Raw genomic sequence first — 25217 nt, forward strand, 5'->3', positions numbered from 1 at the left:
CCGCCAGCATTAATGATAAACCTACGCCAAATTTACGTTTAATCAATGTGATAACCCCCAAGGTTTTTTTGATAATAGCAGGAATCAGATGTTTACAGCCGTTTGCGAACTACGTGGAAACTGAATTTATCAGCCCGGAAATAGTTCTTGGAATACAGCACCAAGCGATCGTTTTCATCGTAATGATGCTGTTTTAATACGAGTAATGCAGTTTCTGGATCGCATTCAAGAATCGGCGACGCTTCTTCGTGATACCCTGTTGGGTCAATGAAGGTGACCGCATACGAGATGCGGATATCGCCGGATTCTTCAAGCGCCGAGAAGATGGAACTTTCTTTGCGCCCGAGAAAACCTTCTGGCATATAGACCGAAGGCACTTTGTCGATGCAATAGACGACAGGCTCCCCGTTTGCCGTTCGGACGCGTTCAATGGAAATGACAGTATCATCCGGATTGCAATGAAAGCGGTTAACATCTTCTTCAGAACAAATGGACTCCGAAGTGCTTAAGTAGACCACTCCGGGTTCCATTCCCGCCTGGCGGATCATATCGGAAACGCTTGTCAATTCCTCGATGCCCGATGAAAAGACCGGTTTCGAATTGACAAACGTCCCGACTCCGTGGCGCCTGACGATTACATTATCTTCTTCCAGGAGCCGCAGCGCCTCGCGTAGAGTCGCACGGCTCACTCCAAGTGATTTCGATAATTCGAACTCGGATGGCAATTTCTCTTTCTCTTTATAGACACCCGAAGCAATATCCTGCTTCATTCGATCGATCACTTGGAGATACAATGCACGGTGATCCGATTTGATTGTCATACGATTCACCACCCATGACAGAGATCAGACATCTGATGTAAAACATTCCTACTAATCAGAATTACTATACCATTTAATAGAAATGAAATAAATAGCAATTTGTCGAATTCTGCGAATTTTCCTCAACAAGCTTTCTCAAATACTAAACATTTTGTCACAAATCAGCCATTGGCGGGTCAGTATTCTTCCTGCTTAGGAACCAGGACATGCCGTGGCTTACTGCCTTCATAAGGTCCGACGACCCCGCGCTGCTCCATTTGGTCTATAATCCGGGCGGCACGGGAATAGCCGACACGGAACCGGCGCTGCAGCATGGAAACGGAGGCTGTCTGCATTTCTGTGACCAATTGAACCGCTTCGTCGTATAATTCATCAGTTTCTTGGTCGACGCTTACTTCTTCGACATCCGACGGGATCATATCTTCCTGGTATTGCGCTTTTTGCTGTTCGATGGAAAAGTCGACGATTTTCTCCACTTCAGTATCCGACAGGAACGCCCCTTGCACGCGTACCGGTTTTGACTGTCCGGCACCAAGGAACAGCATATCGCCGCGGCCGAGCAATTTCTCTGCCCCACCCATGTCGAGAATGGTGCGTGAATCGATTGCAGATGATACCGCAAAGGCGATGCGCGACGGGATGTTGGCCTTGATGACGCCCGTGATGACGTTGACGCTCGGGCGCTGTGTAGCGATGATCAAATGGATGCCGGCAGCACGCGCCATTTGTGCAAGCCGTGTGATGGCATCTTCTACTTCGTTGGACGCGACCATCATCAAATCCGCCAATTCATCGACGATGACGACGATAAACGGCAGCTTCGGATGTTTTTCATCATTTTCTGCATTGAATGTGTCGACATAATCATTATAGCCTTCGATATTGCGTGTGCCGGTATGGGAAAACAGCTCATAGCGCCGTTCCATTTCCGAAACAATTTTCTTCAAGGCTTGTGCCGCTTTGCGCGGGTCCGTCACGACCGGCGCGAGCAGGTGAGGAATGCCGTTATAAACATTCAATTCGACCATTTTCGGGTCGATCATCATCATCTTCACTTCATGCGGCTTGGCGCGCATGATGATGCTCGTGATGATGCCATTGATGCACACCGATTTCCCGCTGCCGGTAGAACCTGCTACAAGCAGATGGGGCATTTTATTGAGTTCGGTCATGACTGCCTGGCCCGTCACGTCGCGGCCTAGCCCAAACAATAGTTTCGAGTCGGGACGGTTGTTTTCTTCCGACTCCAATACTTCCCGAAGGCTCACGACTGCGACTTCGGTATTCGGCACTTCAATGCCGATCGCCGATTTTCCAGGAATCGGTGCTTCAATGCGGATATCTCGGGCGGCAAGCGCCAATGCCAAATCGTCGTGAAGGCTGACGATTTTGCTGACTTTCACGCCGACATCCGGCAGCACTTCATATTTCGTCACGGCAGGCCCCAAATGGACTTGCGTCACTTTTGCGCGAACGCCGAAACTTTGGAAGGTTTTCTCGAGTTTTTTGGCGTTTTTTTGGATGCCCGAATATTCACCGCTTTGGTCGCTATGCGGTGGCAAGGTCAGTAGATCGATTGGCGGCAACGCATAATCTTCATTTTCCGCTTCCTCTTTCATCGACATAACCGGCTCTTTCAAGATCTCTCCCGTTTCTGGGTCAACCTGCCTGATTTCCTCAGAAGCTTCGGTTTTCGGTTTTTCCTCTTCCGCATTCTGGCGCTTCGGCTTGACCTTTTCCGTAAAGGCCGAAATGATTGGCTCTTTTTCCGTTTCCTCTTCCGGCTCGCGCTCGGTCTCCTGATCAAAGACCAGTGTCGTCTCTGTCTCTTCCAGCGCATCGTCATAAGCCAATTGCTCGTTCATTTCCAACACTTTTTCAGGCGCATTTTTTCTGCGCGGCTGTTGTTTCTTCGCCGGTTTGCGTTCCGGCTTGAAGCGTTCTGCGAGTGACCGCATCGCTTCGCCGACTACCGGCAAGCGCTCTGCAATAACGGGCGCAGCCGTTTTGCCGGTCAAGATAATGGCGCCTATCGACAATAAGATGATGGCGATGACCCATGTGCCGGCTGTCGCAAATAACACGTGAAGTAACGCATATAGCACAGCGCCGAAAAACCCGCCGCCAGTTGCTTCGTAATTACCCCAGATCGTGCCGGTCATTTGCGTCATTTTCGATGTTTCCGACAAGACATTTGCAGAAGTGATCGGCAAGATCGAACCTGCTGCCCAGATTAAATGGCTGATCAATAAAGCACCGGCAAGGAGAAATATAGAGCCGGCTGCAATTTTTGCGCGGATTTTCGGCAGCCCGCGTTTGACCATGATGTGGAGTGCGGCTGCGATCAATGCCAGTGGTGCGAGAAAGGCTAAATAGCCCAGCAAATACTCAGCCATATTATTGAACATGCGGCCGACCAAGCCGAGCCTAAAGACCATCAAGATTGCGATGCCGATCATGATGAGGCCCGTCACTTCATAGGCGATCATCGGCACCGGCTGGCGCTTCTTCTTCGCTTTCGGTTTCGGTTTTGTGCGCGGCTTGGTACGCGGCTTTGTGGTAGTGGTTTTTTTGTTCGTACGGCTTGGCGCCATGGGATTCCCTCTTTTCTTACGTAATGAAAAAGGATTCCTGCCGATAAAATCGGTATGGAATCCCTTTACTTGTATTCTTAGTATTCCATGATGATCGGAATGATCATCGGACGCCGTTTCGTCTGCTGATACAGATACGAATTGAGCGTGTCGCGGATTTCCTGTTTGATGTTGTTCCATTCGAACGCATCGCGCGTCACGTATTTATCAACGACTTTGCGTACCAATTGGCTCGATTCATCAAGCAATTGCTCCGATTCGCGGACATAGACAAAGCCTCTGGAAATGATCTCAGGCCCTGAAGCGATGCGTTTTTCCTTGCGGTTCAAGGTAACAACGATGATAAAGATGCCGTCTTGAGACAAAAGCTTACGGTCGCGGAGGACAATATTGCCCACATCCCCGATGCCGATTCCGTCGATCAAGACATTGCCTGTCGTGACACGGCCGCTCATGCGGACTTTTTCTTTTCTGTATTCGACGATATCGCCTTTATCGGCGATGAAGATATCCGATTTCGCGATGCCGACTTGTTGTGCCAATTTCGAGTGGGCGATAAGCATTTTGTATTCCCCTTGGATCGGGACAAAATACTTCGGCTTCATCAAGTTCAGCATCATTTTCAGATCTTCCTGGCTGCCGTGGCCGGAAACGTGGACTTTCTTGTTGGATGTCAGCACTTTCGCGCCGGCTTTCGCCAATTTGTTCATTGTCTGGAACATCGGGACTTCCATGCCTGGCGACGGTGTAAAGGTGATCAATACCGTATCCGTTTCATTGATACGGACATCTTTATGCTGGCGTCTGACCATTTTGTCGAGCGCTTCAAGCGGTTCGCCCTGGTTGCCGGTCACGATGATGACGACTTCATCGTCATTGTATTTCTCCAAATCTTTCAAGGAAATGACTGTGTCTTCGTCAACTTCCAGATACCCGAGTCGCAAGCCGACTTCATAGCTCTTCTCCAGGCTTTTGCCGATAACGGCTACTTTCTTGCCCGTTTGATGCGCGATATCGAACACTTGCTGGATACGGATGAAGTTTGATGAATAAAGTGATACGAGAATGCGCCCCGGTGCCTGGTGGAATGCCGTCAAGATATGATCGGCAACGACCGTTTCAGACGTCGTATAGCCTGGGCGTTCGGCTTCAGTGGAATCCGACAACAGCATCAAGACGCCGTCTTCGCCGAGTTTTGCCATTTTGGCATAATCCGGGCGGTAGCTGCCTTGCATCGACTGGTCGAATTTAAATTCACCGGTATGGACGATGGCGCCTTCCGATGTATGGAAGACGATTCCGAGCGCATCCGGGATGCTGTGTGTCGTATGGAAAAAGGTGACGTGTGTTTTATCGAAATTCATGCGGCTCTTGTTCGTGACTTCAAAGAATTTATGGTGCTTGAGCGAACCGAGTTCTTTCACGTGTTCTTTGGCCAGCGCGATGGTCAGCTTCGAACCGTAGACTGGCGCTTGGACTTTCTTCAATAGGTATGCAATCGACCCGATCGCATCTTCATGGCCATGCGTCAGGAAAATCCCTTTGACACGGTCTTTGTTTTCTTCGAGATACGTGACGTCCGGAATGACGATGTCGACGCCAAGCATCTCATCTTCCGGGAACATCAACCCGCTGTCGACAACGAACAGGTCATCGTCGATATCGATGACGTACATCGCTTTCCCGATCTCTCCTACTCCGCCTAGCGGAATGACTCTTATGACTTCATTTTTAATTTTACTCAATTGATTTCCTCCTAAAAATATTTCACCCGTACAGATCCATAGATTTCATTATACGGTAATCACCGGTAACAGTCCAAAGAAAAAATATCCACAGCCATTCCCTCCACATGCCTGACGCAAAACCATCCGTTCGTGAAACAAAAAAAGCCACCCGCAGACACGAGGAAGACATGACTTCCAAGCGGCACCGGATGGCCAAAGATTTTACATGCGCCAGCAGATCACCCGCTACCGGATGATTGCCTGACAGCTTACAGCAGTTGTTCTTCGATGAGCGCTTCAGCGATTTGAACCGAGTTCAACGCCGCGCCTTTGATCAAATTATCGGAGACGATCCACAAATGATAGCCGTTCGGGTTATCGAGGTCTTTTCGAATACGGCCGACGAACACCTCGTCTTTCCCGGCTGCCATCAATGGCATCGGGTATTCCTGATTGGCGGGATTGTCTTGCAGCACGACGCCTGGCGCGCCGCTCAGCGCCTCTCTCACTTGGTCGAGGGACGGTGCGTCATCCAGTTCTACATAGACGGATTCGGAGTGGCCAGTTACGACCGGCAAACGTACACAAGTCGCTGCGACGGCCAAGCCTTGGTCGCTCATGATTTTCTTCGTTTCGTTGATCATTTTCATTTCTTCCAACGTATAGCCGTTGTCAGCGAATTGGTCGATTTGCGGGACTGCATTGAAAGCGATCGGGTAATGGCGCTCAGCTGACTTCACAGGCAAAACTTTCGCTTCTGCGGTTGCTGCGTTCTCAAAATCCGCTGACTGTTCTTTCAACTCATTGATTGCATCGATGCCAGCGCCCGAAACTGCCTGGTAAGTGGAAACGATGATTTTCTGCAAGCCGAATTGCTCTTTTAGCGGCTGTAAAGCGCACACCATTTGGATCGTCGAGCAATTTGGGTTGGCGATCACGCCGGAATGGCCTTTTAGCGCTGATTTATTCACTTCAGGGACGACGAGCGGTACATCTTCATTCATGCGGAATGCGCTCGTATTGTCGACGACGACTGCGCCGCGTTTCACGGCTTCAGGTGCAAACTTTTCCGAGATGCTGCCGCCTGCGCTGAACAAAGCGATATCCACACCTTCGAATGATTCGGGCACCGCTTCCTCTACTGTATAGGATTGTCCGTTGAATTCGATTTCCTTGCCGGCAGAGCGTGCAGAAGACAGGAATTTGATGTCCCCTACAGGGAAATTGCGCTTCTCCAGCTGGTCTTTCATTTGCTGACCGACGGCACCGGTTGCGCCCATGATCGCTACATTATAGGTTTTCACTCGACTCTCTCCTTCTTGGCTAATTTGCGTTATTGTAACATAATTTATCGCGTTAATGTGACAAATTGTCGCAATACCTGCTCTTTCATTGGGAACGGATGATGGAGACCGCAGGCGCAGTGGCAGTCAATTGCATCAAATCCAGCACATGCTCACGTTTCACTGCATCGATCAAATGGATGATATCATCCGCGGACTGGTGTTTGCCGTGAAGCAATTCATATTTGCCGTTGCGGCTCATTCTGGAGCCTGTGCTTTCTAGCCCAAGCAGCAAATTGCCTTTCAATTGCTCACGGGAATCCGTAATTTCCAAGTCGCTGATGTCCCCTTCTCGCATGCGCTGCAACGATGTGCGAATCAATTCTTCTACTTCCCCAACTTGATGGTCGGCAGTGCCCCCGTAAATGGCGAGCGTACCGTGGTCCGAATAAGCGGAATGATAGGAATAGACCGAATAGGCAAGGCCACGGTCTTCTCGGATTTCTTGGAACAAGCGGGATGACATCGAGCCGCCGACGATATTGTTCAATACCGCCAGGGCAAACAGCTGATCATCCTGTAGTGACAGCCCAGGATACCCGAGGCAAATATGGGCTTGTTCCGTTTCTTTATGCTTGATCGATTGGCCGGGCACGAACGTAGGCATGACATGGGCATTTTCCGGGCTTTTCCGTTCAAATGACCCGAATAAAGTTTCGATTTGGCTAAGCAATTTGCCATCGATATGGCCTGCCACGGAAATGACCGTGTTCGATGGGGTGTAATGACGCTCCATATAATCCAAAATCTGTTGTCTTGAAAAACGGTCCAGTGTTTCGGCGGTACCTAAAATCGGTGCGCCGATGGCATTGTCGGGATACATGACCCGCCATAATTGTTCGTGGACATCGTCATCCGCCATATCTTCGGTCATGCTGATTTCCTCTTTGACAACAAGTCGCTCTTTATCGATCTCTACTGGATCCATCACTGAATTGAAAAACATATCCGCCAATACTTCGACTGCCAGCGGCGCATGATGGTCAAGCACTTTGGCGTAATAGCACGTATATTCTTTTGATGTATAGGCATTCAAATCGCCGCCAATGCGGTCGAATTCCCGCGCGATATCCTTGGCGTTGCGTTTTTCGGTGCCTTTGAACAAAAGATGTTCAATGAAATGCGTGATGCCGTTCTCTTCCGTCCGCTCATCACGTGACCCTGTATTGACGAATACCCCGACCGCTACGGAGCGGAAATGCGGAATATGTTCAGAAACGATGCGCAAGCCATTTTGGCAAGTATAAGTGGTAACCATTGAAAGCCCTCCTGTATATGAAAAAAATTGCCGGCGAGTGCCACCGGCAATTTTTCCAATCTGTTTTCATTTACTGTTTCAAGCCTTTTCGGCTGCTTCTTTTTCTTCTTTCAAAACCGTTTTGCGGGACAAGTTGACGCGTCCTTGGCGGTCGATTTCGATGACTTTGACTTTGATGATATCGCCCATCTTCAAGACATCTTCCACTTCTTTCGTCCGCTCTTCCTGGATTTCGGAAATATGGAGAAGGCCGTCTTTGCCCGGGAACAATTCAACGAATGCACCGAATTTCTCGATGCGCTTGACTGCGCCTTCGTAATATTCGCCGACTTTCGCTTCGCGTACGATATTCTCGATCATCGCTTTCGCTTTGGCGTTCATTTCTTCATCAACAGAAGAGATGAAAATCGTGCCGTCTTGTTCGGTGTCGATTTTGACGCCTGTTTCATCAATGATTTTATTGATGACTTTTCCGCCAGGCCCGATGACATCACGAATCTTATCTGGATTGATTTTCACCATGATGATCTTCGGCGCAAATTTCGACAAAGTCGTGCGCGGTGTATTGATCGTAGCGATCATCGATTCGAGAATGTGCAAACGGCCGATTTTCGCTTGCGTCAATGCTTCTTCTAAGATCTCGCGGGACAAGCCATCGATTTTAATATCCATCTGCAAGGCTGTGACGCCTTCTGCCGTTCCAGCGACTTTAAAGTCCATATCGCCGAGATGGTCTTCCATCCCTTGGATATCGGAAAGAACCGTATAGTTCTCGCCTTTTTTCACAAGGCCCATCGCAATTCCGGCAACAGGTGCTTTAATTGGCACACCTGCATCCATCATCGCCAAAGTAGATGCGCAGATGCTTGCTTGTGATGTGGATCCGTTCGATTCCAATACCTCGGAGACGAGGCGGATCGTATAAGGGAAATCTTTTTCATTTGGAATGACTGCTTCAAGCGCACGTTCGCCTAGAGCGCCGTGGCCAATTTCGCGTCGGCCGGGGCCGCGCAGGAAGCCGGTTTCCCCAACAGAGAACAACGGGAAATTATAATGGTGCATAAAACGCTTCGTCTCTTCCAAGCCAAGGCCATCGATGATTTGCACATCGCCGAGAGCGCCGAGCGTACAGATGCTCATTGCTTGCGTTTGGCCACGCGTAAAGAGGCCGGAGCCGTGAGTGCGTGCCAGGACGCCAACTTCAGAAGAAAGCGCGCGGATTTCAGATGGGCCGCGGCCGTCTGGGCGAATCTTTTCATCCGTGATCAGGCGGCGCACTTCATCTTTGACCATTTTATCGAGCACTTGGCCCGCTTGTTTCTTGATATCGTCTTCTGAATCTGCATATGCTTCAAGCGCACGTTCGCGGACAGCCGCAATGGCTTCATTGCGTGCCTGCTTTTCGTTCACTTGAACTGCAGCATTCATGTCTTCTTCCACAGCCGTTTTCAGTTCAGCCGTCAAGTCAGCGTCCAGTTCGTATAATTGAACTGCTGATTTTTCTTTGGCCACTTCCGCAGCAATTTCTTCCTGGAAAGCGATCAATTTCTTGATTTCTTCGTGGCCGAACATGATTGCTTCAAGGATCACTTCTTCGGACACTTCTTTGGCACCGGCTTCTACCATATTGATGGCGTCTTTTGTGCCGGCAACCGTCAAGTTGATCGAGCTTTTCTCCATTTGTTCGCCTGTCGGGTTGATGATGTACTCGCCATCAACCATCCCGACGATGACGCCCGCGATCGGCCCGTCAAACGGAATGTCTGAAATCATCAATGCTAAGGAAGACCCGAACATCGCTGCCATTTCAGATGGGCAATCCTGGTCGACTGACATGACCATTGAAATGACCTGTACTTCGTTGCGGAATCCGTCTGGGAACAACGGACGCAGCGGACGGTCGATCAAGCGGCTGATCAATGTCGCTTTCTCGGATGGGCGCCCTTCGCGTTTAATGAAACCGCCCGGGATTTTCCCGACAGCGTATTGGCGCTCTTCGTAGTTCACCGTCAATGGGAAGAAATCCAAAGGCTTCGGTGATTTTGATGCGGTTGCAGTGGACAGCACTGCTGTATCGCCATAACGGATCAATGCTGCTCCGTTTGCTTGTTTTGCCAGTTGACCGACTTCGACCTTCAGTTCGCGGCCTGCCCAGTCAAATGTGTAAACCTTTTTTGTTTGCTCCATAGTCGAGCTCCTCTCTTACCGTGTTTCGTGTAGTATGTATCTTTAAATAGTGTATCAAAAAAGCACATCAAGTGCGATTCAATGATAAGTTTTAAGCATAAAGAAAAAGCGGGACGAATCCCGCTTTCTCTGCTTGCTATTATCGGCGTAGGCCAAGTCTTGCGATTAACTCACGGTAGCGTTGTACATCGTTCTCGCGTAGGTATTTAAGCAAGTTACGACGGCGTCCAACCATTTTGAATAGACCACGACGTGAATGGTGATCTTTCTTGTGGGTACGCAAGTGCTCGTTCAAGTTGTTGATGTCTTCTGTAAGAATGGCGATCTGAATTTCTGGAGAACCAGTATCAGTGTCATGCACTTTGTATTCATTGATCAATTCATTTTTACGTTCTTGAGTGATTGCCATGCTGTTCCACCTCCTAATCTCTGATAGCCCCTATTACCTAGCAAACGTTGGTGATTCGATGTGCCAAGCAACGGTTAGTACGTTCAGTACTTTGATATCATAGCACAGTGATTTCCTGAAATCAACTGTCCAACTTATACTTCGAAATATTGCTTTGCCGTATTTTTGTCCTGCCCGATTTGGGTTTTCAGTTCATCAATGCCGGAAAATTTCTGTTCGTCGCGTATGCGCTTATGCCATTCAACGACGACTTTTTCACCGTAAATCGACTTATCGTAATCCAGGATATGGACCTCGATGACCAGGTTTTTGACATCGGGATTGTTGAATGTCGGCTTGTAGCCGACATTGCAGACGCCGTCGAAGTAAGCGCCTTGTACTTCAATCCGCACAGCATAGACGCCGCGCTTTGGAACGAATGTCCCGAGTTCAGGTTCGACGTTCGCCGTCGGAAAGCCGATCGTCCGACCGCGCTTGTCGCCGTTGACCACCGTCCCAGAAATCCGGTACGGCCTGCCGAGCAGATGATGGACCGGTTCGACCATCCCATCTTTCAATAGATGGCGGATGCGCGTTGAACTGACTTTTTCATTTTCCGCTTCGATCTTGCCAACCGTCGTGACATTATAGCGCCCTCTGCCGGCCGACTCCATCAATTTCATATCGCCGCCGCCTTTAAAGCCGAACGAAAAATCAAACCCTGCCACGACTTCCTTGACGCCGAGGCCGTCGATGAAGTGCTCAATAAATTGTTCAGGAGAAAGTTTGGCAAACTCTGAAGTGAACCGGACGATATAACAGATGTCTACGCCCATCTCCTGCAAGATCTCCATCTTCTGGCCAAGCGGCGTGATATAGAAGACTTCTTCTTTCCGGCCGCCGAGCACGAGCGACGGATGCGGATCGAAGGTCATAACAGCGGATTTCATCCCACCTTCTTGCGCCTTGTCGATTGCCGTGCCGATCACTTTCTGGTGCCCGCGGTGAACGCCGTCAAAAAAGCCGAGCGCCATTGACAGCGGGCCATCTTCTTGTGCTTTCATCTCGTGAGGATAACTCAAGTGAATAATTTTCATACTACACCTCGTCCGTTGGAGGAAATCCAAACATTTTTTCGGGTTTCATTTTGCCCGGCTTATCCGGATGCCGCTTATACAACGCTGCCGGCTTGCCTTGATGGGTAAAAACGACGAATGGTTCTGTCTTTAAGACCGGATGCTCTTCGAGAACTTGGCCGTTTTTAATGCCGAACAATAGATCCGGCGTGATTTCTTCAAACGGAAACGCACTTAAGCCATAGGCAAGGGGCTGCAAAATAGAACCGATATCTCCATTTTGCGCAATTTCCTCCACTTCGGCAAGCGTCACACATTGTTCTTTCGTAAAACTCCCCGATTGCGTGCGCGTCAGCTGTGACATATGCGCTGGATAACCGAGCGCCTCGCCGATCTGGACGGCGAGCGTCCGGATATAGGTGCCTTTGCCGCAACGGATGCGGATGCGGAATTGGATGTTTTGGCCGCTCCATGCTTCCGTCCCGTCGAGTAATTCAATCGAGTCAATGCGCACCGTGCGGACCGGGCGTTCTACCGTTTCGCCTTTACGGGCATATTCATAGAGCTTTCTGCCGTTCACTTTGATGGCGGAATACATCGGCGGAATTTGTTCAATGTCGCCGGTCAGGCTTTGCAATACATCTTCAAGCTGCTTGCGTGAAATCATTTTGTCGCTGGCGTCTTGTTCCACTATAGCGCCTTCTGCATCTTCTGTTTCTGTTGAAAACCCGATCAATACTTCCGCTTCGTACGTTTTTCCTTGATCAGTGATATACTCTGCCACTTTGGTCGATCGCCCGAGGCAAATGGGCAATACGCCGTCCACTTGGGGATCGAGCGTTCCGGTATGCCCGACTTTTTTCGTTTTCAGGATTTTCCGCAAGCGGAAAACACAATCATGTGATGTCATGCCCGGTTCTTTCCATAATGGAAGAATTCCATTCGGTTCCATATTGAAAGCCCCTCTCTTTATCGGTTCTAGGACCGAACGTATAGTATGTAGAAAAAAGCCTGCTGTCTAAAAATAGACGGGCAGGCTTTCGGTTTACTCTTCTGTTGGATCTTTGATATCCCGCAGCAATGATTCAATCCGATTGCCGTATGCGACAGACGAATCGATTTCAAACGCCAATTCAGGAGTCTTGCGCAACCGGATCCGCTGCCCGATTTCTGAGCGGATGAATCCTTTGGACTTGGCAAGGCCGAGCAAAGTTTGCTCTTTTTCCTTGTCATCGCCCAGCACGCTAATATAGACGGTTGCCTGCTGAAGGTCGCCCGTCACTTCGACATCTGTCACTGTGACAAATCCGATGCGCGGATCTTTCAGTTTTCTGCCGATAATCTCGCCGAGCTCTTTTTTCATTTGCTCAGCTACACGATTCGAGCGCATTGATGACATTTCGAATCCACTCCGTTCTTACAAATATTCTTTCTCTATTTCCATGCATTCCCACGACGGATTACTTTCCAGAAAGCGCAGCACGTGCTCCATTTCACGCTCCGCTGCTTCTTTTGACGAAGAAACGGTAACAAACGCAAGGCGCGTGCGCTGCCAAACTTGCTGGTGATCGACTTCCGCCGCCGACACATTGAATTTTTGCTTGGTGCGCGTCATCATGCTTTTGACGACGGCGCGTTTATCCTTCAATGAATGCGCGGTAGGGATAAAGAACTCGCATTCCATCGAAAGGATCATTTTCTTTCGATTTCTTCCATGATGAACGCTTCGATGATGTCGCCTTCTTTAACATCGTTGAAGTTTTTAATCGTCACACCACATTCGTAGCCTTTTGCAACTTCTTTTGCGTCATCTTTGAAGCGTTTCAACGTATCGATTTCGCCTTCGAAGACCACGATGCCATCACGGATGACGCGCACGCCGCTGTCGCGGGTGATCTTGCCTTCTGTTACATAGCTTCCGGCAATCGTTCCGACTTTAGACACTTTGAACGTGCTGCGGATTTCTGCTTGGCCGATGATTTTCTCTTCGAATTCTGGGTCCAAGAGGCCTTTCATCGCTGCTTCGATTTCTTCGATTACTTTGTAGATGATGCGGTGCAAGCGGATATCGACGCCTTCTGCATCTGCTGCGCGCTTGGCGTTGACATCCGGGCGGACGTTAAAGCCGATGATGATGGCGTTAGAAGCTGCCGCTAGTGAAACATCAGATTCGGTGATTGCTCCGGCACCTGTATGGATGACTTTCACATTGACGCCTTCTACATCGATTTTCAAGAGTGAAGCAGCCATGGCTTCTACTGTACCTTGAACATCAGCTTTGACAATCAAGTTCAACTCTTTCATTTCGCCTTGCTTCAATTGATCAAACAAGTTATCCAGTGTAACGCGGTTCTTTTCAGAACGCATTTCCTGGAGTGCTGTAGCCGAACGCGCTTCTCCGATTTGACGGGCCGTTTTCTCATCTTCAAAGACAACGAAACGGTCGCCGGCTTGCGGCACATCACTCAGTCCAGTGATTTCTACAGGCGTTGAAGGGCCAGCTGTTTTCACGCGGCGGCCAAGATCGTTGACCATCGCACGGACGCGTCCGAATGTATTACCGACAACGATTGGGTCGCCGACATGCAAAGTGCCATCCTGCACGAGCAAAGTCGCGACAGATCCACGGCCTTTATCCAGCTCCGCTTCAATGACCGTACCGATCGCACGGCGTCCAGGATTCGCTTTCAATTCCCCGACTTCAGAAACAAGAAGGATCATTTCAAGAAGCGTGTCGATTCCATCTCCAGTCAATGCGGAAAGCGGTACGAAAATCGTATCGCCGCCCCATGCTTCAGGTACAAGACCGTGCTCGGTCAATTCCTGCATGACGCGGTCCGGGTTAGCGGACGGTTTATCCATTTTATTGACTGCGATGATGATCGGAACTTCTGCAGCTTTTGCATGGTTGATCGCTTCCACTGTCTGCGGCATGACGCCGTCGTCAGCAGCAACAACGATAATAGCAATATCAGTTACTTTCGCACCGCGCGCACGCATCGTCGTGAACGCTGCGTGGCCTGGTGTATCCAGGAATGTGATTTTCTTGCCGTCTTCCTCGACTTGGTAAGCACCGATATGTTGCGTAATCCCGCCTGCTTCTCCAGCAGTCACTTTCGTGTGGCGGATTGAATCCAGCAAAGTCGTTTTCCCGTGGTCGACGTGGCCCATGATCGTAACAACAGACGGGCGTGCGGTTTTATCGACCAAGATTTCCTCTTCTACTTCTACATCGTATTCTGCACAGACAAGCTCAATGGCATCTTTATCCAATTCTTGGTTGATTGTTGCCATAACACCAAGCATGAACAATTTTTTGATGATTTCTGAAGGCTCGCGGCCTAGTTTTTTCGCCAAATCGCCAACAGTCAAAGATTCACTGAATGTGATTTTTGACGGCAATTCTTTTTCTCTCTTCGGCATTGGCGGCATCGGGTTTACCGGACGCTGCTGTTTGCCTTTACGGTTGCGGTTTTGCCCGCCGCGGCCCGGTCCATTCGAACGGCCACGTTGGCCAGGTCCTGGAGCTGGTTTTGCAGCTTTTGGCGTGAAGTTGGAACCGCGCCCTGCTTGGCTCGTTCCTTGCTGCGTGGATGACGTACGGTTCTGGCTGCCTTGTGTGCGGTTTTGTCCGCCCTGGCTGCTTTGGCCGCCTGTGCGGTTCTGGCCTTGTCCGCTTTGGGGACGGGATTGGCCGCCTTGCGTACGGTTTTGGCCGCCTTGGCTGCCTTGTCCGCTTTGCCCGCGGCGCTGGTTTTGGCCTTGTGGGCGGGATTGTGAACCTTGAGCACGGTTTCCTTGTGCAGGTTTTTTATAAATGCCGTCCAATTTCGTTACAGCAGTATCCTCTAATGTCGCCATATGGTTATTGACTTTAATATTCATTTTTGACAATTCGTCGATGATGTCTTTGCTCGGTTTATTTACTTTTTTCGCGTATTCATGTACTCGAATTTTGGTCATCTGCTCACCCCCGGTTAGTTTTCGTCAAACAAGCTCGTCATTTTCTTGGCAAAACCGTTATCGGTAATCGCCAGAACGACGCGTGCTTCTTTTCCTATTGCGTGACCAATCTCATAGCGGCTAGCGCCTATGCGCACTGGCACGTTATAGGAATTGCATTTATCGTGCAGTTTTTTTCTTGTGTTTTCAGACGCATCTTCAGCCACAATGACTAATTTCGCGTTGCCGCGGCGCACTTCGCTGATGACCAATTCTTCACCGGTCACCAGTTTGCGCGCACGTGTAGCAAGCCCTAAAAACTGCAGGATTTTTTCTTTATTCATGATTTCAGCTGCTCTCTGCGTACGGCATGGACGAGCTCTTCGTAGATTTTGCCTGGAACTTTCACTTCAAGCTGCTTGTCCAAAACCTTCTTTTTACGTGCCAATTCGATGGCATCTTCCGATTTGGAAACATATGCGCCTCTACCTGACTTTTTGCCGGTAAGATCGACGAATACTTCTCCTTCTTTGGAACGCACGACGCGGATCATTTCCTTTTTCGGATGCATTTCACCGGTCGCGACACATTTTCTCAGCGGAATTTTCTTTTGCATAGCCAACGGATATCACCTTCTCAGCTTATTCTTCTTCGTCGTAAAAATCAAAGTCATCTGTGTCAGTTTCAGCATCCGACTTCACGATTACCGCGCCTTCAGGCGGATAAATCCCTAGTTCACGGGCATCCGTTTCACTCTTGATATCAATTTTCCAACCTGTCAATTTCGCGGCCAGACGGGCATTTTGACCGCGTTTGCCGATCGCAAGGGACAATTGGTAATCAGGCACGACGACTGTCGTCGATTTATCGTCTTCACTCACTTGCACATCCAACACTTTAGATGGGCTAAGGGCATTCGCTACAAAAACGACTGGATCTTCCGACCATTCCACGATATCGATTTTCTCGCCGCCTAATTCATTGACGATGGTCTGTACACGGCCGCCTCGTGACCCGACGCATGAACCGACTGGATCAACTTCTTCATCGTTTGCGTGGACGGAGATTTTTGAACGGTCTCCCGCTTCACGCGCAATTGACTTGATCTCGACAATGCCGTCGTAGATTTCCGGCACTTCGTTCTCGAATAAACGGCGCAACAAGCCTGGATGAGTCCGGGAAACAAATACTTGCGGGCCCCGTGTTGTGCGCTCGACTTTGGTGATATAGACTTTGATGCGGTCATGCGGCTGGTAGCTTTCGTTCGGCATTTGTTCCGTCTGCGGCAATACCGCTTCGACTTTGCCTAAACCGACATACAGGTTGCGGGCGTCCATGCGTTCGACGATGCCGTTGACGATATCATCTGCACGGTCCACATATTCCTCGAAAATCAACCCGCGCTCTGCTTCGCGTACGCGCTGTGTGACGACTTGTTTCGCCGTTTGGGCAGCGATTCGGCCGAAATTGCGCGGTGTGACTTCCTCTTCCACGATATCGCCGATTTCATAAACCGGGTTGAGTGCATGCGCATCTTCCAACGAGATTTGCAGGCGGTCATCTTCGACTTCCTCGACTACATCCTTGCGGGAATAGACCAGCATCGTCCCAGTATCAAGGTTCAAATCGACACGGACGTTTTGCGCTTGGTTGAAATTGCGCTTATAGGCGGTGACGAGTGCTGCTTCGATCGCTTCGATCAACACATCGCGTGAAATCCCCTTTTGTTTTTCCAACACTTCTAAAGCATCCAATAGCTCACTGCTCATAGTTATTCACTCCTAAATTCTTCTATTCAGCTTGCAGAAAAATCGATCGCCAGACGGATCATGGCAATTTTCTTTCTCGGGATGCTGATGGTTTTTCTGCGGGTTTTGATCTTGATCTCAATCTCCACTTGTTCTTCATCATATGACTTCAAATAACCTTCGAATTCTTTCGTGTCTTCAATCGGTTCGTACGTTTTGATATAGATGAAGTTTTCCAATGCTTTTTCGAAATCCTTCTCTTTCTTCAACGGGCGTTCCGCTCCTGGCGAAGATACTTCCAGGAAATAGTTCTGCTCGATCGGATCGGTCGCGTCAAGCTCTTCGCTTAAGCGCTCGCTGACGATTGCGCATTGATCGATATCGATCGGCTCTTGTGGATTGTCCACATAGACGCGCAAGAACCAGTTCTTGCCTTCCTTCACAAACTCGACATCGACTAGTTCAAGTTCCAGTTCATCGACGATCGGTTGTGCCATTGCTTCAATTTGTTCTGTAATTTTGCTCATAAAATGCCTCCTGCCAATAATATGCCATAACAAACAGAAAAGAGCGGGAGAACCCACTCTTCTGCGACAGAGCTATCAGTAAATGTTATTACAATAATACCATGCTTAGCGACACGGCGCAACTGACTAGAACAAGGACAGCTGATTGGCATCAGGCATCCCCTCTAGGCAGCCGTGGTCATCCATGTACTCGATGATTGTTTTCGAAACGCGGCCACGCTGCTGTAAATCTTCCTTCGACAGGAATTCGCCTTCCGCCCTTGCGGCAACGATCGACTTCGCGGCATTGGTGCCGAGTCCTGGAATCGCGTTGAACGGCGGGATCAAGGTATTGCCTTCGATCAGGAATTCATCCGCAGAGGATTTGTACAAATCGACTTTCTGGAATGAATAGCCGCGCTCAACCATTTCAAGCGAAAGCTCCATGACCGTCAGCAAGTTCTTCTCTTTCGTCGAAGCTTCCAATCCTTTTGAATTGATTTCGTCCACTTTGGCACGGATCGATTGGGACCCTTTGGCCATGGCGTTGACATCGAAATCTTCCGCCCGCACCGTAAAGTACGCCGCGTAATAGAGAACCGGGAAATGGACCTTGAAATAAGCGATCCGGACTGCCATCAAAACGTAGGCCGCGGCGTGTGCTTTCGGGAACATGTACTTGATTTTCTTACACGACTCGATATACCAGTTCGGGACCGCTTTTTCTTTCATCGCGGCTTCCATCTCCGGCGTCAAGCCTTTCCCTTTCCGTACCGATTCCATGATCTTGAACGCCAAGGAAGACTCAAGCCCTTGATAAATCAAGTAGACCATGATGTCATCCCGGCAGCCGATCACATCGGATAGTTGGCAAGTGCCATTGTGGATCAATTCCTGGGCATTGCCAAGCCAAACGTCCGTGCCGTGCGACAATCCTGAAATCTGTACGAGTTCCGAAAATGTCGTCGGTTTCGTATCTTCAAGCATCTGGCGGACAAAGCGCGTGCCGAACTCCGGGATGCCGAGTGTTCCCGTTTTACAGCCAATCTGCTCTTTCGTGACGCCAAGCGACTCAGGCCCTGCGAAAATCTTCATCACTTCCGGGTCATCTGTCGGAATCGTCTTCGGATCGATGCCGGACAAATCCTGCAGCGTGCGGATCACTGTCGGATCATCATGCCCGAGAATATCGAGCTTCAATAAATTATCATGGATTGAGTGGAAGTCGAAATGGGTCGTTTTCCATTCAGAATCCTGTGCATCTGCAGGAAATTGGATCGGCGAGAAATCATAGATATCCATGTAATCCGGCACAACGATGATGCCGCCCGGGTGCTGGCCTGTGCTGCGCTTGACGCCGGAACAGCCTTGCACCAACCGGTCGATTTCCGCGCCGCGCATCGTCATATCGCGGTCATTGGCATAGCCACGCACGTAACCGTAGGCTGTTTTTTCTGCCACGGTGCCGATTGTGCCTGCCCGGAAGACATTGTCTTCGCCGAACAGCACTTTCGTGTAATTATGCGCTTGCGGCTGATATTCGCCACTGAAGTTCAAATCGATATCGGGAACTTTGTCTCCTTTAAATCCAAGGAAAGTTTCAAAGGGAATATCCTGTCCATCTTTCTTATACGGAATCCCGCAATCCGGGCAATCCTTATCTTTCAAGTCAAAGCCGGAACCGACAGAGCCGTCATCGAAGAACTCGGATTTCTTGCATTTCCGGCATACATAATGAGGCGGCAAAGGGTTGACTTCCGTAATTTCCGTCAGCGTCGCGACAAGGGACGATCCGACAGACCCCCGGGAACCAACGAGATAGCCGTCATCAAGCGATTTTTTCACCAGTTTATGCGAAATCAAATAGATAACCGCAAAACCGTGGCCGATAATTGACTTCAATTCCTTCTCGATGCGCGCCTCGACGATTTCCGGCAAGTCGTCTCCGTAAATTGAACGAGCCATCGTATAACTGAGTTCACGGACTTCTTCATCCGCTCCTTCAATTTTTGGTGTATACAGTTCATCTTTGATCGGTTTGACAACATCGATCATATCGGCGATTTTCAAGGAGTTGTCGACAACAATTTCACGCGCCGTCTCTTCCCCGAGAAAATCGAATGCGTCGAGCATTTCATTGGTCGTGCGGAAATGCACTTTCGGCAATGTCGATCGGTTCAATGGATTCGCGCCGCCTTGTGAACCGATCAGCACTTGGCGGAAGATGGCGTCCGTTTCATCAAGGTAATGGACATTGCCTGTCGCGACCAGCGGCTTGTCGAGCTTACGGCTCACTTTGGCCAGCTTGCGGATGATGTCTTCTAGATTCCATTCGTCACGAATCAATTCGCGGTCGATCAATGGCTGGTACACTTCTTTCGGGTGCACTTCCAAATAATCATAGAACTGCGCCGTGCGCTCTACTTCTTCCATAGATTTCTGCATAACCGCTTCGAACACTTCGCCTTTATCGCAGCCCGAACCTACAAGGAGCCCTTTTCGGTGACGCTGCAACAATGAGCGAGGTATGCGCGGGACACGGTAGAAATAATTGATATGGGATGCCGAAACAAGCTTGAACAGGTTTTTCAGGCCTTCCTGATCTTTTGCCAAAAGCGTGCAATGCGTCGGCCGTGAGCGCTTATAGGAATCTCCTGTTCCGACGTAATCGTTCAATTGATCGTGGTAGAGAATGCCTTTATCGTCCGCTTCTTTCAATAAGTGCGTCAACAGGTAAGCAGTTGCTTCCGTATCGTAGATGGCGCGGTGATGCTGCGTCAGTTCGATATTGAACTTTTTCGCCAGCGTGTTCAAACGGTGGTTCTTCATTTCCGGATGAAGCATGCGGGCAAGTTCTAGTGTATCGATCGTGGCATGCGTTTTATCGATGCCGTATTTCTTATAGGCGACATACAAAAAGCCCATATCGAATGAAGCATTATGCGCAACCATGATATGATCGCCTGCCCATTCATGGTATTCGCGGATGACTTCTTCGACTTCCGGTGCGTTGCGGACCATATCATCCGTGATGCCTGTCAAGTCGATCGTCGTTGCCGACAAAGGATGGTGCGGGTTGGCGAATCGCTCGAATTTATCGATGATATTCCCGCCTTTGATCTTGACCGCTGCCAGCTCGATGATCGTGTCATAGACGGCGGATAACCCAGTCGTCTCTAAGTCAAAGACGACGAAAGTTTCTTCCTCGAGCAATGCATGGCGTTCTTCGTAGGCAATCGGGACGCCGTCGTCAACCAAATTCGCTTCTAATCCGAATATCGCCTTGATGCCGTGCTTTTGGCTCGCGGCATACGCATCGGGAAATGCCTGTACGCCTGCATGATCCGTGACTGCGATCGCCGGATGGCCCCATTTCGCCGCTTGGGCGACCAATGATTCAATGGAAGAAACAGCGTCCATCTGGCTCATCGGGGAATGCAGGTGCAATTCCGCCCGTTTGGTTTCAGCGGTGTCTTTTCGGACAGACGGGTTGATTTCGACCATGTCATTCGACATCATGACCAAATCCCGGACGAATGTATCGGTTTGGATCGAGCCTCTCGCTCTCAGCCACATGCCTTTTTTCGCCTGGGCCATGAGCTCTGCGTCTTCTTTATCGCGCGAGAACATTTTGACAAGGATCGAATCCGTATAATCGGTCATCTTGACAGTCAATAGCGAACGGCCGCTGCGCAGCTCACGGACTTCGACATCAAACACGAAGCCTTCGATAGTAACTCGTCGTTCTTCATCGACAATCGAACGGATTTCGACAATCGGCTCATCCGGCTTGATGGCAGAGCCCATCTGGAAAGGCCCGGATGGAGCGCCATTTTCTTTGCGTTCGGTTTCGCGTTTCTTCATGTCCGCGACAGCTCGTTTAGCCATCGCTTCTTCTTCGGCTTTGCGCTCTTCCATAAAGGCAGCGCGCGCTTCCTGTTGGTCTTCTGCCGATAGCTGGAAATCGATTGAAAACGCAGGGAACCCGAATTGCTGGAAAACCTGGCTTAGTTTTTCGGTATATTTGGATTTCAATGCCATCATTTCATGTTCATGGCAGCAGTCGACAATCAATTTATTGCCATTCCACACAGGTGCTTGCAACAGCAGGCGCTCGCGTAGTGGCGGTGCCATATCTGCCAATTCGTCGACGACATGCCGCCAGTAGGCGGAAACTTGCTCGCCGTCAGCTTGTTGCGCGGGTGTTTCTATATGCACTTGAACGCTTGCAATCGATGAAAACTTGGCTTGCAGCCGCTCGCGGAAAATAACAAATAGTTCAAGCGGCAGCACTTGCTTGAGTTTGACAATAAAGCGCCATGCCCGGTCTTTCTTATGAACGGTCATGCGCGTCAATTCCGCCCCTTCAAAATATGGCATATGGACATCGTCGGTTAACTCCAGATGCTGCAGCAGCAATTTAAATCTCATTTTGGCGTCTTGCTCATTTATCATGATTATCCCCTTCGCCATTTATTTCAGAAAAAGAAAGGAAAGTACGTTTGTACTTTCCTTTTATCATATCAGATTATTATTCATTTCTTAAAGAATTCGCGTACCTTGTCTTGCACTTCATCTTTATGCCATTCAACCGTTTCGTTGGTTTCGCGGATTTTCACTTCCAGGATTCCTTCAGCGGCACGTTTGCCGACAGTGATGCGGAGTGGCAAGCCGATCAAATCGGCATCGGCGAATTTCACGCCGGCGCGCTCTTTGCGGTCATCAAGCAGCACTTCGAATCCTTGGGCTTTTAGTTGTTCATAAATTTCTTCACCCGTTTCACGCTGCACGTCATCTTTGACGTTGACCGGCACGACGTGGATTTCATACGGTGCGACTGCAGTCGGCCAAGTGAACCCGGACTCGTCCTGGAATTGTTCAGCGACAGCCGCGACAATGCGGGAAACACCGATGCCGTAGCAGCCCATGATATAAGGCATCGCTTTGCCTTGGTCATTGAGGAAAGTCGCTTTCATCGGTTCGCTGTAAGTCGTGCCGAGCTTGAAGATATGGCCGACTTCGATTCCTTTGGCGAATTGAATCGTGCCGTTTCCGTCTGGTGAAGGGTCGCCTTCTTTTACAAAGCGCAAGTCTCCATATGCTTCTACCGTGAAATCTTCATCAGGTGTAACATTTTTGAAATGGACACCTTCTTCATTAGCGCCTGTGACGCCGTTGACAATCGATTTAACAGCATTGTCCGCAAATACGCGGACGCCTGCAGGCAAGTTCACTGGCCCGATTGAGCCGATATCGCAGGACAACAATTCACGCACGTCTTCAGGGGTCGCCATATCGATCAGCTTAGCACCTGAAATATGCTTGACTTTAACGTCATTCACTTCATGGTCGCCGCGCGACAATACGACAATCAGCTCATCATCCGCTTTGAACACAAGTGTTTTAATGCAGTTTTCTGGCGTCGTCTCGAGGAACTCCGCCACTTGTGCAATGGTCTTCTGATCAGGCGTTGAGACTTTTTCAACTTGACGCGCTTGTTCATCGGATTTCGGATAGTCCATTTGAACGGCGGCCATTTCAATATTCGCGGCATATGGTGAATTGTCTGAATACGCAATCGTGTCTTCGCCGATTTCCGACAGCACCATGAATTCGTGGTTATCCTTGCCGCCGATTGCCCCTGAATCCGCGATGACGGCGCGGAAATTCAAACCTAGGCGGCTGAAGATATTGCTGTAGGCCTGCATCATATCGTCGTAGGTCTTATCCAGGCTTTCCGGCGTCGCATGGAAGGAATACGCATCTTTCATCAGGAATTCGCGTCCGCGCAGCAAACCGAATCGTGGGCGTTTCTCGTCGCGGAACTTCGACTGGATCTGATACAAAGTCAGCGGCAATTTCTTATAGGACTTGATTTCGTCGCGCAGTAAGCTCGTGATGATTTCTTCATGTGTTGCACCTAGTGCAAATTCACGGTCGTTGCGGTCTTTTAAACGCATCAATTCGTCGCCGTAAGAATACCAGCGCCCGGTCTCCTGCCAAAGTTCAGCTTGCTGAAGGGCAGGCATGAATACTTCTACGCTATTGATCGCTTCCATTTCCTCACGGATGATTTTCTCGACTTTATGCAGAACGCGTTTACCGAGCGGAAGGAATGAATAGATCCCGCTCGTATTTTGGCGGATAAATCCTGCTCGCAGCAATAATTGATGCGATTTCACTTCCGCATCAGCTGGAGTTTCCCGTAACGTCGGGATAAAGCTTAATGTTTGTCTCATATCCGAATACACCTCGACTGGTTATTGTATTTGTAAATCCCTATGTAGCAGAGAAAGGAAAGCGTTAGACGCTTCCCTTTCTCTCATTAAAAGAAGAATCGCTGAATGTCATTCCATGTGACGACAATCATCAAGAGCATTAACAGCATGATCCCGACAAAATGGACCATCCCTTCTTTTTGCTTATCGACCGGCTTGCCTCGCAATGCTTCAAGGACAAAGAACATGAGGCGCCCGCCGTCAAGCGCTGGCAGCGGCAACAAGTTCATGATCCCTAAGTTGATGCTGAGCATGCCAGCCCAGCTCATAAGCGTAAAGATGCCGTATTGGGCGACTTCTTCAGTGGTTTTGTAGATGCCGACAGGGCCGGACAAGGCATCGATGGTGAATTGGCCTGTCACAAGCATGCCGAGCAAGCGGAATATCTCTTTGAACCAAAACACTGTTTGTTCAGCCCCATACGCGAATGAACCTAAAAAGTCTTTTTCCACCGGGCTTTGGTACAAGACGCCGATGACGCCGACTTCTTCTGCAGCTTGTTCGGACAATTCAGGTGTGATCGTGAAATTCAAAGGCTCGCCATCACGCTCGACTTGGAAATCAAGCGCTGTTCCTGCACTGTCTTGTACGGACTCCACCAACTCGTCCCACGTGCTAATCGATTGGCCTTCGATTTCCGTCACCAAATCGCCGTCTTGCATGCCCGCCTGTTCAGCAGGGCTGTCTTCTGTCACTTCGGAAATCACTGGCTCGAAAGTCGGAACTCCCTGCAGCATGCCGATGGCCGTAAAGATGAAGAATGCCAGGATAAAGTTGAAGAACGGCCCAGCAAAAATCGTCATGAAGCGATTCGGCAAATTTTTCGCATCGAACGTGCGGTCATAAGGCGCCAAGATCGTTTCACGGCCATTTTCTTCCACTACCGCATCACGGGCAACTTTGATATTCACCAATTGCTCGTCTTCGTCATATCCTTTGATGAAAAGGTCTTTTTCGAGATCTGCTTGTTCTACTTCCAGAAACAGGATCTCGGGATAGACATGCTTTTGGTTAAGGATGACTTTCTTGGCCTGTCCCTTTTCATCCAACAGCAATCCGATGCGATGGCCTGCCTGCAGATGGATGGCATCCATTTCTTCGCCAGCCATGCGGACATATCCACCAATCGGAAGCAATCTAATCGTATACAGCGTCTCGCCTCTTGTAATGCCTAAAATCTTAGGGCCCATTCCGATAGCGAATTCACGAACGAGGATCCCGGCCCGCTTAGCGAACAGGAAATGGCCCAGCTCGTGGAAAAATACTAATGCGCCGAAAATGATGATGAACGCTAATACTGTCTCCATATTGAACCCATCCTTAATAAACCTTATTCGGTTTTAATCTGT

19 protein-coding genes are annotated in these 25217 nt (G+C 49.5%); all 19 read right to left on the bottom strand.

Annotation, left to right across the window (positions count from 1 at the left end):
• Positions 1-92: 92 nt before the first annotated feature.
• The 19 genes from ON064_RS06155 to rseP all read right to left on the bottom strand — a co-directional run bounded on the left by ON064_RS06155 (position 93) and on the right by rseP (position 25175).
• The gene (locus ON064_RS06155) at positions 93-821 is read right to left on the bottom strand and encodes a GntR family transcriptional regulator (protein ID WP_058380482.1); all 729 of its coding nucleotides are present in this window, start codon (positions 819-821) and stop codon (positions 93-95) included.
• A gap of 176 nt (positions 822-997) precedes the next feature.
• Positions 998-3415: an FtsK/SpoIIIE family DNA translocase gene (locus tag ON064_RS06160; RefSeq protein ID WP_274624091.1), complete on the bottom strand. Its 2418-nt coding sequence runs from the start codon at positions 3413-3415 to the stop codon at positions 998-1000.
• A 77-nt stretch (positions 3416-3492) separates the two neighbouring features.
• Entirely contained in the window at positions 3493-5160 is a 1668-nt protein-coding gene (locus ON064_RS06165; protein WP_101805104.1) for a ribonuclease J, read from the bottom strand.
• 251 nt (positions 5161-5411) lie between these two features.
• Complete coding sequence (locus ON064_RS06170) at positions 5412-6422, bottom strand: aspartate-semialdehyde dehydrogenase (protein ID WP_407951596.1); 1011 nt, start codon at positions 6420-6422, stop codon at positions 5412-5414.
• A gap of 109 nt (positions 6423-6531) precedes the next feature.
• A complete protein-coding gene (locus ON064_RS06175) occupies positions 6532-7743 on the bottom strand; it encodes a M16 family metallopeptidase (protein ID WP_274624093.1) in 1212 nt (403 codons plus the stop codon).
• Positions 7744-7821: 78 nt separating this feature from the next.
• Positions 7822-9930 (bottom strand): polyribonucleotide nucleotidyltransferase, encoded by a 2109-nt coding sequence (gene pnp / locus ON064_RS06180; protein WP_101805106.1) that lies wholly within the window; start codon positions 9928-9930, stop codon positions 7822-7824.
• Between the two features lie 139 nt (positions 9931-10069).
• The gene (gene rpsO, locus ON064_RS06185) at positions 10070-10339 is read right to left on the bottom strand and encodes a 30S ribosomal protein S15 (RefSeq protein WP_058380477.1); all 270 of its coding nucleotides are present in this window, start codon (positions 10337-10339) and stop codon (positions 10070-10072) included.
• Positions 10340-10473: 134 nt separating this feature from the next.
• A complete protein-coding gene (gene ribF, locus ON064_RS06190; protein WP_274624094.1) occupies positions 10474-11415 on the bottom strand; it encodes a riboflavin biosynthesis protein RibF in 942 nt (313 codons plus the stop codon).
• A 1-nt stretch (position 11416) separates the two neighbouring features.
• A complete protein-coding gene (truB, locus tag ON064_RS06195) occupies positions 11417-12346 on the bottom strand; it encodes a tRNA pseudouridine(55) synthase TruB (RefSeq protein WP_274624095.1) in 930 nt (309 codons plus the stop codon).
• Between the two features lie 93 nt (positions 12347-12439).
• Positions 12440-12793, bottom strand: coding sequence for a 30S ribosome-binding factor RbfA (gene rbfA, locus ON064_RS06200; RefSeq protein WP_068462817.1), 354 nt, complete (start codon positions 12791-12793; stop codon positions 12440-12442).
• A gap of 18 nt (positions 12794-12811) precedes the next feature.
• Positions 12812-13090, bottom strand: a complete 279-nt coding sequence (locus tag ON064_RS06205) for a DUF503 domain-containing protein (protein ID WP_274624096.1) — start codon at positions 13088-13090, stop codon at positions 12812-12814.
• Positions 13087-15357 carry a translation initiation factor IF-2 gene (gene infB, locus ON064_RS06210; protein ID WP_274624097.1) on the bottom strand — a complete coding sequence of 757 codons (2271 nt, stop codon included), beginning with the start codon at positions 15355-15357 and terminating at the stop codon, positions 13087-13089. Before infB ends, ON064_RS06205 begins: the two co-directional genes overlap by 4 nt.
• A gap of 14 nt (positions 15358-15371) precedes the next feature.
• Positions 15372-15680 carry a YlxQ family RNA-binding protein gene (locus ON064_RS06215; protein WP_058380471.1) on the bottom strand — a complete coding sequence of 103 codons (309 nt, stop codon included), beginning with the start codon at positions 15678-15680 and terminating at the stop codon, positions 15372-15374.
• Positions 15677-15958 carry an RNase P modulator RnpM gene (gene rnpM / locus ON064_RS06220; RefSeq protein WP_274624098.1) on the bottom strand — a complete coding sequence of 94 codons (282 nt, stop codon included), beginning with the start codon at positions 15956-15958 and terminating at the stop codon, positions 15677-15679. The genes ON064_RS06215 and rnpM overlap by 4 nt, the downstream gene beginning before the upstream one ends.
• Positions 15959-15977: 19 nt before the next feature.
• On the bottom strand, positions 15978-17105 hold the full coding sequence (gene nusA / locus ON064_RS06225; RefSeq protein WP_121297649.1) for a transcription termination factor NusA: 1128 nt from the start codon (positions 17103-17105) through the stop codon (positions 15978-15980).
• Between the two features lie 26 nt (positions 17106-17131).
• Complete coding sequence (gene rimP / locus ON064_RS06230; RefSeq protein ID WP_274624099.1) at positions 17132-17611, bottom strand: ribosome maturation factor RimP; 480 nt, start codon at positions 17609-17611, stop codon at positions 17132-17134.
• A gap of 126 nt (positions 17612-17737) precedes the next feature.
• Entirely contained in the window at positions 17738-22045 is a 4308-nt protein-coding gene (locus ON064_RS06235; RefSeq protein ID WP_274624100.1) for a PolC-type DNA polymerase III, read from the bottom strand.
• Between the two features lie 80 nt (positions 22046-22125).
• On the bottom strand, positions 22126-23829 hold the full coding sequence (locus tag ON064_RS06240) for a proline--tRNA ligase (RefSeq protein ID WP_274624101.1): 1704 nt from the start codon (positions 23827-23829) through the stop codon (positions 22126-22128).
• Between the two features lie 86 nt (positions 23830-23915).
• Positions 23916-25175, bottom strand: a complete 1260-nt coding sequence (gene rseP / locus ON064_RS06245) for an RIP metalloprotease RseP (protein ID WP_274624102.1) — start codon at positions 25173-25175, stop codon at positions 23916-23918.
• Positions 25176-25217: the final 42 nt, after the last annotated feature.

The organism is Planococcus sp. A6, from assembly GCF_028823615.1.
Classification (GTDB): Bacteria; Bacillota; Bacilli; order Bacillales_A; family Planococcaceae; genus Planococcus.